Raw genomic sequence first — 15,714 nt, 5'->3', positions numbered from 1 at the left:
TAAAATTGGGGAAGGCCTGCGGAAAGTCATCCGAACCTTCAACTTGTGGCCGGGACAGGCCGATAAAAATTCTAATCTCGATTCTCCGTACCAGTGCCTTTGATCCCAGCCATAAACCTTAAAATACAGGTTACTTTGATATTATCGCGGTGGATGAGGTCCGGCCCACAATCCGCATCTTCCAGTATGAAGGCTTTTTCCTAACCGCTTATCCTCGCCACATAATCGTATCTCTCGAATTACTTGCTTTTAAACTTCAATAGCCTGGGCCGTGCTGTCGATTTCTTTAAAACATAAATCGGCATCGCTCACTATTGAGTTTTACTCACCGGTATTCTTAACTTTGATTTAATATAGCTTTGCCTGGCAGCATAAACCAGAATCTGGCTCCCTTTCCAATTTCACTTTCCACTCCGATTTTTCCACCCTGGGCTTCAATAAAATCTTTGGAGATCGCCAGTCCAAGACCCGTACCTTTAGATTTGGAACCAGGTACCTGAAAATAGCGTTCGAAGATACGGTTCAGGTATTCTTTTGATATGCCCGGACCATTATCCTGAACCGAAAAAGTTATGTTGTCATCCTTATAGTCAACGTCAATTGTAACAATGCTGTTTTCCGGGGAATACTTAATTGCATTTGTGAGAAAATTATTAAGTACCCAGGTTGTCTTCTCTGCATCCACTTCAACGTAAGGCAGGGAGGAGCCTGGTTTTACCTCCACCTGAATATTCTTTTCTTTTGCTGCCGATGTAACAGTATTTATTGCTCCATCGATAATGACTGATGCTGGTATTTTCTGCCAGTTCAGTTGTATACGTCCGGCTTCCACTTGCGCCATGTTTAGCAGTTCACTTAATATTTTTAGAATGCGTTGATTGTCCTGTTTTATGTGTTGAACCAGTTCTGCCTGTTCCTTATTGAGGCTGCCAGTATGCTGATTTTCCAAAAGCTTCAAACTAAAATCAGATGATGCCAGCGGTGTCTTGAGTTCGTGCGAGATGGTTGCAATAAAGTTTGTTTTAGCTACATCCAGTTCCTTAAACGATGTTACATTCTTCATGACAATTACCCTGCTCTTTGTTTCTTCTTGATCGACTTCAATTATTTCGCTTATAAAGTAGTTCTCCTTGTTATCCAGCACTACTTTGAAAGGGACTTTGTTTTCGTTGCTGATCAGAAATCTGAAGAGATCATTTTTACTATTTATCTCTTCCGCCTTCTTTCCTACTATGTCTCTGGCTTTAACACCCAATAATTGCAAAGCCTGGGCGTTGGCGAATAATATGGTACCTGCTTTGTCTATTCCAATACTGGCATCTTTAAGACTATTGATCACTGCTTCAGCGCGACTCTTTTCAAACATCAGCTTCTTCAGGTTGCTGCTTTCAAAATATTCTAACCGCTCTGCCATTTCATTAAAAGCCTCTGCCATACTTCCAAATTCATCTTGTCGGTTTAAGTGTATGCGATGTTTGTAATTCTTTTTGGAAATTTCTTTGATTGCTACCGTAAACGCTTTAACGGGATTGGTTATAACAGCCGGAAAGTTGACTATAAATGTAAACGCGATGATAAAAATAATTCCTGCAAGGCCTATAATATAGTTAAAAGCGCTGGTTGCAGCAGTTTCAGCCTTCCTGCTTTTTTCATTAATGGCACCCATATTCAGTGAAATGATTTCCTGAATATTGAATCTCATTTGACTGACCAGTGAATCTGCTCTTCCGGTTGTTTTTAGTTTTTCGAAATCAGCTCTTAGCTTGTTTGTCAACTCTTTCTCACCCGGCTCAGTTATATTCTCCTCCTGAAGCCGAAGCAGGCTGTCAAATGGTACGGTTCCATTCAGTTGAATCAGTCCCGGGGCGTCCAATTGTTGCTGCATTGCATGTGCATAAGAGAGGCTTTCATAATTATCCTGCAATACTGCTTTGGCCTGGTCTTTTAGCTGAACGATATAATATACGCCAACCCCCCCGGTCAGCAGCAGCAGTACGAAGAGAAATAAGGTACCCAGCCATATTTTGTTTTTAACACTGATTGCCATCAGGATAATATTACTAAATCAATTTCGTTTTTCGATAGTGTTTTTAATAGCTGATTGAACAGACTGGTATTTAGAATGAGCCTGAAAATATTTAAATGTGGCTTACCAAGGCAAACTGTAGTGATTCCCTTCTCTTGAACTACTTCCAAAATGGCTGACGTTACATTGTCTGTCTTTTTTTGTATCACTTCGGCGCCTAGTTCTGTTGCGTTCTTAAAATTATTTATTAGGAGTCTTTGTTTTTCCAGCGTTATCTTTTCTGTTGCTTCTTTTTTTGTCTGGACATATAATACAAACCAATTACTGTTATAATACGATGCAAGTCTGGCTGTTTTGCGAATGATGCGCTGTGCGATTTCGGAGTTGCTTGAAATGCATGCAAGAAACCGCTCATGCCGGAAGGGATTGGTTTTGTATTCAATGGAGTAGTCTACCCTTCTTTCTACCTGTCCTGCTACTTCCTTTAATGCCAGTTCCCTTAATTGCAGGATTTTTTCCGGCTGAAAGAAATGGGCAAGAGCTTGCTGAATTTTTGTGTGGTCGTAAATTTTCCCCTCTTTTAACCTGTTGATTAATTCCTCTGCAGTCAGATCAATATTTACTACTTCCTCTGCCAATTGCAATATTCTGTCCGGAACCCTTTCTTTTACTTCAACTCCTGTAATGTGTTTAACATCTTCATTGATGCTCTCTATATGTTGAATATTTACGGCAGTAATCACGTCAATTCCCGCATCCAGAACATCCAGAACATCCTGCCAGCGCTTTTCATTCTTACTTCCGGGAATGTTGGTATGGGCCAGTTCGTCGATTATGACAATTTTTGGATGGTGGAGCACAATTGCCTGCACATCCAGTTCTTCCAGTTTTTTTCCTTTGTAGAATACTTCTCTTCTTGGGATTGCAGGCAGGCCTTCCATCAGGGCTACAGTTTCTTCTCTGGCATGTGTTTCAACGTAGGCGACTTTTACGTTGACGCCAGCCTTTACCAGGCGATGTGCTTCCTCCAGCATCCGGTAGGTTTTGCCTACACCAGCACTCATGCCAATGTAAATTTTCAGCTTTCCCCCGTCTTCCGTTTTATTCATATTAAAATGACATTGTCAGTGAAGTTGTAAAATGTGAGTTGTTATTCACCAGTGATCCATTTCGATTGAAAATGGCATCCCTGTTGTTCAGACTTCGGAATTCAGCGCGCCACAAAAAGTAGTTGTTTATTTTTCTGTCAATATTTATGGACCCCCCCTTGGAACGAAATCCGTCAGGGGTTCCAGTGCCGATTATTACTCCATTTTCATCACGATAGTATTCCCCTCTCAATGCAATTTCCCAGTTTCTGTTAGGTGCATATCTTACTACAATGTTAGGGGTAAACCATTTATGGATCCTGCTGCTGGCTTTTCCGGCCTGTTCCATTCCAATATCAAATGCCAGTGTAATCCCGAACTTTTCATTTGGTTGCAATATGCAATACAGGTTATTAAAGTACCTCCATCTTCGAACGCTGTCCGGAAAATCATTTCCTACAAAACTGCTCCAGTTAATTGTTGTTGCCGAATTGGGTGAGTAACGCACCTGCCATCCAAACGCCGGTGTGCTGTTACCGTCAACCCTGCGTATTCGCTGCCAGCCGTTTAATAGCATACCGCTAATAAGCCATTTTTCATTTTTGGACGTATAACCCAGTTTAATACCGGCTTCATAGTAGGGCGAGTTTTCGGCCATTAAACTCCTGGTTAGTGTCCAGTTATCTTTGGTGATAGCGCTTTCATAACCTATATGTGAAGGAAATATTCCAACATCGAGCCAGAGCTCCCTTTTATTTGCCAGCTTTATACCAGCATTTGCCTGGAATATATGCTTCAGCAGCCCTTGTTCTGTGGTGTAATTGTATTCTGTATAGGTTCCAGCCTGCATAGCGATATTACCCCTATATCGATCATCCTGGTAAGTAGCCTGAACCATTGCGAGGTTCACATTTATTTCATTGTGTCTTTTATGGTTGTAGAGGAAAGCAACTTTTTCGTGGTTCGAAGGCTGGTTGAAATCGTAGGAATAATATATGTCTGCAAATACAGACCATTTTAGTTTATTATTCATTGAATCGGTGTCTTGTGCGAGTACCGAAGTTGTCATGCCTATTGCCAGAATTGAAATAATCAACGCTTTCATTGTTGTTTGTTTATTTCGTCCAGTGCAATGTTGAGCTTCAGTACGTTTATCTTGTATGTGCCCAGGAAACCCATGAATGGTTTTTCAGTATGTTGACTTATTAATTGCATGATTACTGCTTCATTCAGTCCTCTTCTGGCAGCAATTCTTTTTGCCTGTAAATATGCTGCTTCTGGAGATATATGCGGGTCCAGTCCGCTGGCTGAGGCTGTTACCAGTTCAGAGGGGATCTTATCCAGGCTTACGCCGGCATGATGCGCCTGAAATGTATCAACCCTCGCCTGGACTTCTGATAAGTAGTCGGGATTGGAGGGCCCAATGTTACTGCCACCACTGCCTGCCGCATTGTAACTTACTGCTGACGGGCGCCCCCAGAAGTAGTGATCCTTGTCAAATCGCTGACCCACTTTGTCATATCCTGCTATCTTTCCATTTACAATAATTGTTTCGCCTTTTCCCCTGTTGGTAGCAGCTTGTGCGATGCCCCATATTGCACCGGTGTATGCCACCACAAGAAGCAGAATGGAGAAGAAAGTTAATTTTATTGCCGGAAGAATATGTTGTTTCATTTTTTTAGTTTTAATACCAGTTGGATACGATTAAGTCAATCAGTTTGATCCCGATAAAGGGTACAATTACACCGCCCAGGCCATAAATCAATAGATTTCTTCGTAACAGTGCGCTGGCGCCAATGGGTCTGTAGGTAACACCCCTGAGTGCCAGTGGTATGAGCAATGGAATAATTACAGCATTAAAGATTACAGCAGAAAGTATGGCACTTTCCGAGCTGTGCAATCGCATTATATTGAGTCCTTGCAGTGCAGGAATGGAAGTGATAAACAAGGCCGGTACAATTGCAAAGTATTTGGCCACATCATTGGCAATGGAGAAGGTGGTAAGTGTTCCCCTTGTCATTAGGAGCTGCTTTCCAATTTCCACCACTTCAATTAATTTGGTAGGGTCATTGTCCAGATCAACCATATTTCCGGCTTCTTTTGCTGCCTGTGTACCGCTGTTCATGGTCACACCTACATCGGCCTGTGCCAATGCCGGGGCATCATTGGTGCCATCTCCCATCATAGCTACCATCTTACCCCTGGCTTGTTCAGCACGAATGTAATTCATCTTGTCTTCCGGCTTTGCCTCGGCAATGAAGTCATCAACCCCGGATCTGGATGCGATGTATTGGGCAGTAAGCGGATTGTCACCAGTTACCATTACAGTTTTTACACCCATTTTTCGCAAGCGATCAAAGCGCTCCTCAATGCCTGGTTTGATAATGTCCTGCAGTTCAATGACGCCCTTGGCTTCACCATCCTTTGAAACAACTAGTGGTGTTCCTCCTTTCTTCGAAATGAGTTGAACGCGCTCGAAAATCCTTGCAGATACTTTGTTTCCCTGATTTCCTACAATCTCGTTAATTGCATCAAAAGCCCCTTTCCTGATTTGCCCCCCGTCAGGCAGGTTCACCCCGCTGCTTCTTGTTTCTGCTGTGAATGCTATGAATTCCATTCCTGCCATTTTTGACTTGCTAATCCCTTTGTCGGCTCCCAGTTCAACAATGGATTTGCCTTCCGGCGTACCATCGGCAAGCGATCCTAATACTGCCATTTCTATGAATTCAGTTTCACTCGTATTGGCGCCAGGCCAAAAATTGGTGGCTTTTCTGTTTCCTATGGTAATTGTGCCGGTCTTATCAAGTAAAAGTATATCGATATCTCCGGCTGTTTCAACAGCTTTACCACTTTTGGCGATTACGTTTGCTCGCAATGCCCTGTCCATTCCGGCAATACCGATAGCGCTTAATAATCCTCCAATGGTGGTGGGTATCAGGCATACAAATAGTGAAATGTAAGCGGCAATGGTGATGGGTGTATTGGCATAGTCAGCAAAGGGCTTTAAAGTAACGGTGACAATGATAAAAACCAACGTGAAGCCGGCAAGCAATATGGTTAAGGCAATTTCATTGGGAGTTTTTTGCCGGGAAGCTCCTTCCACCAAGGCAATCATTTTATCCAGAAAACTTTCACCTGGCTGGGTAGTTACTTTTACCACTATGCTGTCTGATAACACTTTGGTACCGCCGGTAACAGAAGATTTATCGCCACCAGCTTCCCGGATTACCGGCGCACTTTCACCGGTAATGGCACTTTCATCTATTGTGGCAATTCCCTGGATGATTTCACCATCCATCGGAATGATATCCCCCGTTTCACATATAAACAGGTCGCCTTTCAGCAACTGGGATGATGGAACGATCTCTGGTACCTGTTGAAATGAATCCTTTTCCGAGTCCAGTTTTTTGGTGGGTGTTTCCTCTCTCGTTCTGCGTAAACTGTTTGCCTGGGCTTTTCCCCTTGCTTCTGCCAGTGCTTCGGCAAAGTTGGCAAAGAGTACCGTGAAAAGCAATACCATAAACACTATCAGGTTGTATATAAAACTGCCCTGGGAAGCATCTGAAACAATGATTACCCTTATGGTTACTATCAGCATCACTATTGTACCCAGTTCAACGGTGAACATTACCGGGTTGCGAAACATGATGACCGGATTGAGTTTTACAAATGCCTGCCTGGTGGCCTGACCTAACAGCCCAGGATCAAACAGTTTTGTTTCTTTTTTATGTTTTGACATGCTTACTGTTTTATTGAATCAAAAAATGTTCGGCAAGGGGACCTAGTGCCAGTGCCGGAAAGAAGCTTAAAGCAGCCACAAGTACTATTATCACAAAAGTTATTAGTCCAAAACTTGCTGTATCTGTTCTGAGTGTTCCGGCCGTTTCAGGTATGTACTTTTTCTTTGCCAGGATGCCTGCTATTGCTACTGGCCCTATCAATGGCAGATAACGCGAAAGGATCAGCACTATTCCCGTGCTGATGTTCCACCAGGGTGTATTGTCTCCCAATCCTTCAAAACCGCTTCCATTATTGGCCGCTGCGGAGGTATATTCATACAGCATCTCACTGAAACCATGGTATCCCGGATTGTTCAACCAGCCTGCGTTAGCGGCCGGATTTACAGCGTACAAATAACTGGCGATTGCTGTGCCCGACAGTATGAGCAAGGGATGGATCAGCGCGATGATCATGGCAATCTTAATTTCCTTTGCTTCCACTTTTTTACCCAGGAATTCCGGCGTTCTACCCACCATTAGTCCGCTTATGAATACGGCAAGGATGATGAAGATGTAGAAATTGAGAAAACCTGCGCCTACACCTCCAAAGAACGAATTGATCATCATGCCCAACATGGCCAGCATGCCACTTAATGGTGTGAGACTGTCGTGCATGGTGTTTACGGATCCATTGGAGGTAATGGTGGTGCTGATTGTCCAAAAGGCTGATGCGGCAGATCCAAATCGGACTTCTTTCCCTTCCATATTTCCCATGGGCTGGTGAATGCCCATGGCTGATAATGCCGGATTGCCATTCATTTCCTGGTAAAGTGCCGGGATCAACAACAATAGAAACCCTGTCGTCATCACCCCAAATATTGTCCAGGACAGCTTTTTCCGATTCAGGTAATGCCCCAGGGCAAATACCATGGAAACAGGCAGGAGAAGGATGAGAATATTTTCCACCATATTAGTGAGGTAGGTTGGGTTTTCAAAGGGATGCGCTGAATTCACACCGAAAAATCCCCCGCCGTTTGTTCCCACTTGTTTGATGGCAATCATTGCAGCAGCCGGACCTCTTGCAAGGCTGGCGCTGTCACCCTGGAGGGTAGTAAAATGTTGTACCCCTTCGAAAGTCATGGGTGTTCCGCTGAATAGAAGGATAACCGCACTAATGAAACTGACCGGCAGTAGTATCCTCGTACAACTTTTAAGGAAGTAGGTATAAAAATTGCCCAGTTTGTCCGTGCTTCTTTGGCGCATGGCATTGAATACAACCGCTGCTGCCGCCATCCCTGTGGCAGCTGTTACAAATTGTAAAAACATGATAACGGCTATTTGGGAGAAATAACTTAATGCCGTTTCACCGCTGTAGTGTTGCAGGTTACAGTTCACCAGGAATGAAATGGCTGTGTTGAAAGCCAGGTCTGGTGACATGGAGGGTATTTTATCCGGATTGAGTGGCAGCCATGCCTGATTCATCAGGATAAAGATGGCAAGGAAAAACCATACAATGTTGATGGTGAGCAGCGCTTTAAGATTTTGCTGCCAGGTCATTTCCCTGTTTGGATCAATTCCGCTGTAGGTAAAAAACAGTCGTTCCAACGAACTAAAAACCCGATCCAGCAGGGTGCGCTCGCCGAGGTATACTTTGGCAATGTATTTCCCCAGGGGAATGGCCAGTGCCATCACCAGCAGGATCATCATCACAATGCCCAATATTTCTATTTTCATAATAGGGTGCTTTAAAATTTTTCCGGTTTTAGTAATACATAACAGATGTATACAAACACCGAAATGGCCAGGTAGAATAATGCGGTCATGGTTTAAATATTTTCAAAAAAATCAATGGACAGATAGAAAAGCCAGAAGCAAAAAAAGGTTGCAACAATGAGCACAACTGTGACCATGGGAATGATTTTACTTTGTTGAAATTCGGTTGGGTTCTAGTATTTCTCTCAGGTTAGAATATTCCATTTATAATATGCCAGCCATGAAAGCGCCATCAGCAGAAGCCATACCAGCAATACCAACAAGAAGTCTTTAAGCTTTGGTGCCGTACCTCTGTACTCCTTCTTTCTTATAGTTTTATTATTGTTCATGGCTGTATATTTTCCTTTAACATGCCAAACAGGATGCCGTAATGGGAGCAGGGTATTGTAACATTCCCTGGAATGCTTGCGGGGAAACGATCCTGATGATTTAGCCTTTGGTATGGCTGGTGGAGTAGAATAAAAAAAACCCTTTCAAAATGAAAGGGTTTTTTCCAATATGGAAGAGTTTCTTATTTGGATATTCCATATTCCTCCATCTTTCGATATAATGTGGTCAGTCCGATATTCAGCAGCCTGGCTGTTTCGGTTTTATTCCCTTTGGTGTAATTCAGTACGGACTGAATATGCTTTTTTTCCACCAATGACAGATCAAATGCATTTTCTGAAGCCAGTATATGGTGTTGAATATCATATGGGAGGGCGTTGGTGCTAAGCTGCTCCGTATTTTCTAATATAACTGCCCGTTCAATGACGTTTCTCAATTCCCGGATATTCCCTTTCCAGGTATGTGCTTCCAGCAGTTTTATGGCATCTTTGGATATGCTCTTTATTTTTTTGTTTGTCTTGGCAGAAAACAGGCGGACGTAATAATCCGCCAACAGTGTAATGTCTTCCTTCCGTTCCCGCAATGGTGGCAACTCGATGGTAAATACGTTAAGCCGGTAAAACAGGTCCTCCCTGAATTCAGCTTTAGAAACCTGCTCCTGGAGATTTCGATTGGTTGCTGCAATGATCCGAACATTGACCTTTGTTGATTTTGTATCCCCCACTTTTATAAACTCACCGTTTTCCAGTACACGAAGCAATTTGCTTTGAAGATCCAGTGGCATTTCTCCGATTTCATCCAAAAAAAGGGTGCCTCCATTTGCCTCTTCCATCAATCCTTTTTTATCCTTAATTGCTCCTGTGAAGGCGCCGGCTTTATGTCCGAACAATTCACTTTCCAGCAGGTTTTTTGTAAATGTGCTGCAATTCAGTGCAATAAAAGATTTCCTGCATCTCGCGCCGGCATTATGGATGGACTGGGCAAATACTTCCTTTCCGGTTCCGGTTTCACCTAGTAACAGAACTGTGGTATCGGTAGCGGCTACTTTACGCGCAAGGGCAATAGCAGCCTGAATTGGTTTTGATTGGCCTAAAATGCTGTCGAAGCTATATTTCTTACCTACAAGGCTTTCAAGCTGCTGTACCCTTTTTTGCAACGCAACCTTTTCCATTGCATTGGCAAGTAAAGGAATAAGTTTATTATTATCATCCCCTTTTGTTATGTAGTCAAAGGCCCCGTTTTTCATCGCCTGGATGCCATCAGGTATATTTCCATATGCCGTTAGCAAAATAATTTCTGCAAAACTGTGATTTTGTTTTATCTCGGAAACGAAGTCAACACCATTGCCATCAGGTAATTTTACGTCGCATAAAATAACATCTGGTTCATCATTACTTAAGGCTATTCTGGCGGCCTTAAGATTTCCTGTTTCGGTGATGATATATCCTTCAAGTTTTAGCAACCTGCCTAAAAGACTGCGTAGCTTTTCCTCATCATCTATGATTAAAACTTTACCCTTCATTTATAAATACTTATGCTCTTTAATCAAGTTTTACCAGAATCCGGCAACTGATCGGATTCAAAGTACGGATAAAATTTCTGGGTGCTCAAAAGAACCCATTGGCATCAATTGGGCGCCACCTGATTACAGCCGGGTCAATATGGCGGGGCTGTGATAGTGTGCCAGCAGCAGCCTGCATCGGTTGTTGACACTTCAGAACAATCATCAGGAAGTGAAAAATGTTCAAAAGGAAATTGAGAAGGACTGTCAGGGTGCACCCACTACTCTCCAGCCCCACTAATATACGTCTCCACAAAATCCCTTAACTGCTGCAGTACGCTTTACCACAAATGCGTGGGAAGTATTTGAGACTATACCCATCAAACGGCTGTAAAATTTTCCTCCGCACCAGGGGATTGCAAATAGGTTGCAATCAACTTTTGCACTTTTGTTTCCGCTTCTGAAACCACATACCATTAACCATTACCTTATCATATGCAGCTACCCGTAAACACCGAACTCCTTCGCCAGCGTCGCCAGAAATTGGAAAGTGCAGGCCATGCGCTCCGTAGGAAATTCATCGGCATCAACCAGGTGATCGATGGCGTACTCCACGCCATCAGCACCTGGTACTGCTTCCCGCACTTGCAGGAACGTTGCCTGGTGATCAACCTCTGGGGCATGACCGGCACCGGAAAGACTTCGCTGGTGCAGGAGTTGGTGCGGGAGCTGGACCTGGAAGAGCGTTACAACCATTTTGACATGCGGCGCGGAAATGACCCCCACCGCAAGCTGGAAAATGCCGTGCTCGAGGCCCTGGATGTATTATCGGAACAGGCTTTCGTGATGGCCTTCGATGAATTCCAGCATGCCCGCACGGTTGATGAAGGGGGATTTGAAATTGCCCAGCCGACGGGTAACCTGGTCTGGCAACTGATTGGCAACCCGGTTTTCCAGCCTGTTGAAAGCAGCTACGGCCAGGAGGACCTGAAAAACATCATCTCCGAACTGGAATGGCTGATCGCCCACGGGCTGGAAGCGGAAAAAGGAATCGTAACCAAAGAAATCGACCTGTTTCGCGAATACTGCAAGTACAGCCGGTTCTTCCGGACGGAATCAAAGGATGAGTCCGCCCCACCGCTCTGCCTGGTGCCAAAGGATCTTATCAACGATCTCTGGGAATTTTGCAAGCCCGCTTTCCCCACCCAGTGGGAACTGAAATGTGCGTTGTCGGAATTCAACGCCCCCGAAACCCTTGGTTTCCTGAAACAGCGCCTGCTGGAAATGGGGAAGGGAACGCAGATTCATTCCAAAGCCGGACTCGTTTTTATCATCGGCAACCTCGATGAAGCCTATTCCTACAGCCGCAGCCTGTCCTTCGGCGATGACCCCGATTTCCATTATTCCAATACCTCAGATATCCCCGTGATCCGCGCCAAAAGGGCATTGCAGAAAAGATTCCGTCCCGAACAGATCGCGCGGCTGGGTAATAATTTCTTCCTCTATCCCGCGCTTAACCGTATGGGTTATGGGCGCCTGATCCGCCAGGAACTGGAACGGGTGGCTGCCCGTTTCAATGAACTAACTATGGTGCCTATACGCTTTCATACTTCCGTTAACCGCATGTTGCTGGCGGAAGCCGTGCAGCCCTCCCTCGGCACCCGCCCGGTCTTTACTTCCATCCAGCGGTGGATCGAAAGTTGCCTGGGTATCTGGGTGATGGGCCTGGCGGAAAACGAAGCCGCCACCGCCGTGGAAGTGAAATTCATCGCGGGACAACTAAGGGCGGGGTATCTCAACGCCGGTGGCCGGCGCCTCCACCAGGTGGTTCACCGCCTGGAGGGATTACAGCAGGTAAAACTGAAAGTTCCGCAAGATGACCAGCAGGCCTCGGTGGCCGTGCATGAATCGGGTCATGCAGTATTGTGCATTGTGCTGAAGGCGCAGGTGCCCAATGTAATCCATAGCTGGCTGCCCAACGACGAGGAACTCGGTTTCGTTCGCCTGCGAAAGCAAAACCGCGAAGTGATTACCCGCACCCAACAGCTCAACGAACTGGCCATCATTCTGGGCGGATACGCGGCGGAACAGGTTTTTTTCGGTGCAGATGAACTGTCCGTCGGCTCGGCTGACGACCTTCAACGGGCCACCGCCCTCGCGGCTTCCATGGTGAAACGCCTGGGCATGGGTAGCAAGCCTTATTATGTAGACCTGACGACCAACCAAGATGCCCTCTCGGTGCAGGACGCGGCGGATTTCGACCAGGAAATACGCCACCTGCTCGACGGTGCTTTGGATTTCGCGCGGGAAATACTAAAGGAACACAAGGACCTGCTGACCGCCTTATCGCGCGAGTTGGCGGACAAGCCGCGGCTCACGCAGACAGACACCCGAAAAATCCTGGACCGCTTCCCGCATGCGCTGGCCGCCATGGAAGAAATCGGGGACAGGATGAGTCACCGCGAAATCGTGATGGGCGTGCCCGAAACGATGCGGTGGCTGAGGGAGAAGTACGATGTAATTGACGCGTCTGACGTGCGTCTGACGTACGTCAGACGCACGTCAGACGGTATAAAATAAAAACATGCAACCTACCGAGATTACCCAATTTGACCATGCGCTGGAGTGTTTCCAGCAGATGGACCTGGTGCTGCTGGACCTGGTACTGGATGAACTCCGTACCTGCCAGGATATGCCCCGCCGGAAATTCATGCAAATGCTGGGAACGGCCTTCCGCACTTTCCGCGAAAAGGGGAATACCTGGAAATTCCACTGAAGCTGACCACCTTATTCCGTGTCTGATTGACCACTATTAGTCAGGTACAAATTTCGAATCAATTCTCTTATGGCAGCGATTTTGTCTGCATTGATTTCTGTGATCAATTATTGACGGAAAATAGTGATTATGCAGAGCGGAATTTCCAGTTTAGTGGCACAATTCATAACAATTAACAATTAACAATTACTAGTACTATTTAGTTATGAAACAATTGATAATAGGTCTAAAGATAGTATTGGTTATAGCTTTAATTTTTAACCTTCTTGTTTGGTTTGCTGCTCAAGCCAGTTCACACAATATCCCTATGAGTACAAATGTAGTACTTGGTTTCAGGGTATTTGTTTCATTTTTTTTATTACTATTAGCAATTTATCGGGGGCGAAAAATCAGAAAGCAATAAATATTTAGCTGCACATAATTGGAAATTCCAAGGAAGCTGACCCACTTTATTCCAGGTCTGAATGACCACTAATAGTCAGGTACAAATTTCGAATCAATTCTATTATAGCAGCAATTTGTCTGCATTGGTTTCTATGGTCAATTATTGACGGAAAATAGTGATTATGCAGAGCGGAATTTCCAAATAGAGCGGATTGAAAAGCTTCAAGCCTTGGCCGTGACACTGTGCCTGAGAAAAATTGCACCGTTTGATCAGCAGCCCACCAAATAATAGCAAAGCTCTGGATATGGTATAGGAGCCGCCCCCTGCAATTACAGCCGCTTTACTTTTCCCAGGGGTTTATCATTTTCAACCCGTTGATATTTTTAAAATCGCTGGTATTGCGGGTAATCAAGATCAAATCATACACAAGAGCTGTAGCGGCGATAACAGCATCAGGGAGTTTAGTTTTATATTTTTTTCGGATGTCAATACTGGTATCTACAAGCGTACTTGTCAAATCCAGCACGGTTGCATCATTCATAAAACCGGCCAGCAATTGGTAATGTTCATCAGGTGCATTGAAGCCCAGCACTTCAATTTTGGTGATTACCGATACATTAGGCACAGCGTCAATAACGCCGTTCATAAAATCCATAGCAGGGGAGGGTAATTTTTTCCCCAGGTAATCAATGACGGCATTAGTATCAATCAGATACTGCGGTTGTTCCATTCGTTGCGGCTTTTGGTTACATAGTCTTGCAATTGGTCTGCAATATCAGAAGGCAGTTTGCCGCCATATTTTTCCGAAAGTTTTTGTGTTGGCTGTATACTTTTTTTCAGCACTTTAATGATATGTAAATCTTCCAGGTCTTCCAGGAGTCTGTAAGCTTTATTATTATTTATTTGTATCAGTACTGTTTCCATGTTGAACTATTTTAAAATTGCCTGCATTTTATTTTGCAAGGAATGCATCAGGGAAATTGTAAACACATTCTTTGCATGTAAAATATTGCTTTTTTCAGTTAAAAAAGCATCAAATGTTTATGTTTGTTTTCTTCGGTAATACTTGTTGTTAAAGGAGTTCGATAAATTCTAATCGATTCTATTGTGTTAACCGTGTTTCTGCATTTGGTTCTATGGGCAATTATTGACCAAAAACTGTGACAATCTAGAACGGAATTTCCGGGCCAGCTCACCGGTGGTTCGGTCATGACGGACCCTACCGCCAAAAGCATGACATCTCTCCAGAACTGGCTGAATGCCGCCGCCAACAGCAGGAACCAGATAACGCAAACCGTGTATGACCAGGCCTATCCGGCCATTACGGATTCCCTGAACCAATCGAACCTGAGGAACAGGGTAAGTTATACCCAGGTCATCAACCAGGCATTGGATACCTATCCGGCCACGGCCACCTACTACAGCTACGATGTGCAGGGCAATGTGGATACCTTATTGCAGGATTTTGGCAGCCAATATGGCATCGGCAATGCCATGAACCGCGAGGGCAGCCGGTTCAAGAAGGTGGTATATGATTTTGACCTGGTCAGCGGCAAAGTCAACCAGGTGAGCTACCAGCCCGGCAAACCCGATGCCTACTACCATCGCTATCAATACGATGCGGAAAACCGCGGGAGGCCTTGTACCAGTATTATGCCCATGGCCCCCTGGCCCGAACCACGCTTGGTAAGTTAAATGTACAGGGACTGGATTATATCTACACCCTGCAGGGCTGGCTCAAGGGCGTCAACCCGGCAATGGGCGGCAGCCTTACTAACGGCACGGATACCACAGAGCCCAGGCCCATCGCCCAGGATGTATTCGGCTTCAGCCTGCACTATTACAAAAACGATTACAAAGCGATCTGGTTTACTCCGCAGTCCAGCTCCGTACTGGGTGCACTGACCACGAATGCCAAACCATTATACAATGGAAACATTGCGGCCATGGCGGTTAATATTCCCCAACTGGGTAATACCAAGGTGTACAACTATAAGTACGACCAGTTGAACCGCCTGGTTTCACTGGATATGTACAATGGCCTGAACCCCTCCGCCGGCAGCTTCACCCCGGCCGGCACCACCGAATACCGGGAGCGGATCAGCTATGACCCCAATGG

Annotated in this window: 14 protein-coding genes; 4 read left to right on the top strand and 10 right to left on the bottom strand. The window is 45.0% G+C overall.

The window, feature by feature from the left end; translation table 11 throughout:
• Positions 1 to 337: 337 nt before the first annotated feature.
• The 8 genes from BC349_RS17020 to BC349_RS16985 form a co-directional block, all read right to left on the bottom strand.
• Positions 338 to 1,885: a sensor histidine kinase gene (locus BC349_RS17020; protein WP_246457027.1), complete on the bottom strand. Its 1,548-nt coding sequence runs from the start codon at positions 1,883 to 1,885 to the stop codon at positions 338 to 340.
• A gap of 161 nt (positions 1,886 to 2,046) precedes the next feature.
• Complete coding sequence (locus tag BC349_RS17015; RefSeq protein WP_187257991.1) at positions 2,047 to 3,135, bottom strand: sensor protein KdpD; 1,089 nt, start codon at positions 3,133 to 3,135, stop codon at positions 2,047 to 2,049.
• A gap of 1 nt (position 3,136) precedes the next feature.
• Positions 3,137 to 4,219: a porin gene (locus tag BC349_RS17010; RefSeq protein WP_187257990.1), complete on the bottom strand. Its 1,083-nt coding sequence runs from the start codon at positions 4,217 to 4,219 to the stop codon at positions 3,137 to 3,139.
• Positions 4,216 to 4,788, bottom strand: coding sequence for a K(+)-transporting ATPase subunit C (locus BC349_RS17005; protein WP_187257989.1), 573 nt, complete (start codon positions 4,786 to 4,788; stop codon positions 4,216 to 4,218). Before BC349_RS17005 ends, BC349_RS17010 begins: the two co-directional genes overlap by 4 nt.
• A gap of 10 nt (positions 4,789 to 4,798) precedes the next feature.
• The gene (gene kdpB, locus BC349_RS17000; protein ID WP_187257988.1) at positions 4,799 to 6,853 is read right to left on the bottom strand and encodes a potassium-transporting ATPase subunit KdpB; all 2,055 of its coding nucleotides are present in this window, start codon (positions 6,851 to 6,853) and stop codon (positions 4,799 to 4,801) included.
• 10 nt (positions 6,854 to 6,863) lie between these two features.
• Positions 6,864 to 8,567 (bottom strand): potassium-transporting ATPase subunit KdpA, encoded by a 1,704-nt coding sequence (gene kdpA, locus BC349_RS16995; protein WP_187257987.1) that lies wholly within the window; start codon positions 8,565 to 8,567, stop codon positions 6,864 to 6,866.
• Positions 8,568 to 8,578: 11 nt separating this feature from the next.
• A complete protein-coding gene (locus tag BC349_RS20245; RefSeq protein WP_187258194.1) occupies positions 8,579 to 8,656 on the bottom strand; it encodes a potassium-transporting ATPase subunit F in 78 nt (25 codons plus the stop codon).
• Between the two features lie 461 nt (positions 8,657 to 9,117).
• Positions 9,118 to 10,455, bottom strand: coding sequence for a sigma-54-dependent transcriptional regulator (locus tag BC349_RS16985; protein ID WP_187257986.1), 1,338 nt, complete (start codon positions 10,453 to 10,455; stop codon positions 9,118 to 9,120).
• 474 nt (positions 10,456 to 10,929) lie between these two features.
• Between BC349_RS16985 and BC349_RS16980 the strand changes: the two genes are divergently transcribed.
• Together BC349_RS16980 and BC349_RS16975 are read left to right on the top strand one after the other, a co-directional pair.
• Positions 10,930 to 13,014 carry a hypothetical protein gene (locus tag BC349_RS16980; RefSeq protein ID WP_187257985.1) on the top strand — a complete coding sequence of 695 codons (2,085 nt, stop codon included), beginning with the start codon at positions 10,930 to 10,932 and terminating at the stop codon, positions 13,012 to 13,014.
• Between the two features lie 4 nt (positions 13,015 to 13,018).
• The gene (locus BC349_RS16975; RefSeq protein ID WP_187257984.1) at positions 13,019 to 13,210 is read left to right on the top strand and encodes a hypothetical protein; all 192 of its coding nucleotides are present in this window, start codon (positions 13,019 to 13,021) and stop codon (positions 13,208 to 13,210) included.
• Between the two features lie 725 nt (positions 13,211 to 13,935).
• On the opposite strand, the gene BC349_RS16970 is transcribed toward BC349_RS16975, so the two are convergent.
• Positions 13,936 to 14,325 carry a type II toxin-antitoxin system VapC family toxin gene (locus tag BC349_RS16970; protein ID WP_187257983.1) on the bottom strand — a complete coding sequence of 130 codons (390 nt, stop codon included), beginning with the start codon at positions 14,323 to 14,325 and terminating at the stop codon, positions 13,936 to 13,938.
• Positions 14,304 to 14,519 carry a hypothetical protein gene (locus BC349_RS16965; protein WP_187257982.1) on the bottom strand — a complete coding sequence of 72 codons (216 nt, stop codon included), beginning with the start codon at positions 14,517 to 14,519 and terminating at the stop codon, positions 14,304 to 14,306. The genes BC349_RS16970 and BC349_RS16965 overlap by 22 nt, the downstream gene beginning before the upstream one ends.
• A gap of 309 nt (positions 14,520 to 14,828) precedes the next feature.
• Here BC349_RS16965 and BC349_RS16960 point away from each other — a divergent pair, with 309 nt between their 5' ends.
• Complete coding sequence (locus BC349_RS16960; RefSeq protein ID WP_187257981.1) at positions 14,829 to 15,290, top strand: hypothetical protein; 462 nt, start codon at positions 14,829 to 14,831, stop codon at positions 15,288 to 15,290.
• Positions 15,236 to 15,714: hypothetical protein (locus BC349_RS16955; RefSeq protein ID WP_222840214.1), on the top strand; the 479-nt coding region annotated here is incomplete at its 3' end. The genes BC349_RS16960 and BC349_RS16955, both read left to right, overlap by 55 nt.

This window comes from Flavihumibacter stibioxidans (genome assembly GCF_014332695.1).
GTDB lineage: Bacteria > Bacteroidota > Bacteroidia > Chitinophagales > Chitinophagaceae > Flavihumibacter > Flavihumibacter stibioxidans.
The sequence above is the reverse complement of the archived record's forward strand: the minus strand, read 5'-3'. Positions and strand labels throughout refer to the sequence as shown.

Bases quoted from the DNA above. Each gene is read 5' to 3' on its own strand.
- BC349_RS17020 (WP_246457027.1), bottom strand. From the start codon at position 1,885: ATGCAGCAACAATTGGACGCCCCGGGACTGATTCAACTGAATGGAACC.
- BC349_RS17015 (WP_187257991.1), bottom strand. From the start codon at position 3,135: ATGAATAAAACGGAAGACGGGGGAAAGCTGAAAATTTACATTGGCATG.
- BC349_RS17010 (WP_187257990.1), bottom strand. From the start codon at position 4,219: ATGAAAGCGTTGATTATTTCAATTCTGGCAATAGGCATGACAACTTCG.
- BC349_RS17005 (WP_187257989.1), bottom strand. From the start codon at position 4,788: ATGAAACAACATATTCTTCCGGCAATAAAATTAACTTTCTTCTCCATT.
- kdpB (WP_187257988.1), bottom strand. From the start codon at position 6,853: ATGTCAAAACATAAAAAAGAAACAAAACTGTTTGATCCTGGGCTGTTA.
- kdpA (WP_187257987.1), bottom strand. From the start codon at position 8,567: ATGAAAATAGAAATATTGGGCATTGTGATGATGATCCTGCTGGTGATG.
- BC349_RS20245 (WP_187258194.1), bottom strand. From the start codon at position 8,656: ATGACCGCATTATTCTACCTGGCCATTTCGGTGTTTGTATACATCTGT.
- BC349_RS16985 (WP_187257986.1), bottom strand. From the start codon at position 10,455: ATGAAGGGTAAAGTTTTAATCATAGATGATGAGGAAAAGCTACGCAGT.
- BC349_RS16980 (WP_187257985.1), top strand. From the start codon at position 10,930: ATGCAGCTACCCGTAAACACCGAACTCCTTCGCCAGCGTCGCCAGAAA.
- BC349_RS16975 (WP_187257984.1), top strand. From the start codon at position 13,019: ATGCAACCTACCGAGATTACCCAATTTGACCATGCGCTGGAGTGTTTC.
- BC349_RS16970 (WP_187257983.1), bottom strand. From the start codon at position 14,325: ATGGAACAACCGCAGTATCTGATTGATACTAATGCCGTCATTGATTAC.
- BC349_RS16965 (WP_187257982.1), bottom strand. From the start codon at position 14,519: ATGGAAACAGTACTGATACAAATAAATAATAATAAAGCTTACAGACTC.
- BC349_RS16960 (WP_187257981.1), top strand. From the start codon at position 14,829: ATGACATCTCTCCAGAACTGGCTGAATGCCGCCGCCAACAGCAGGAAC.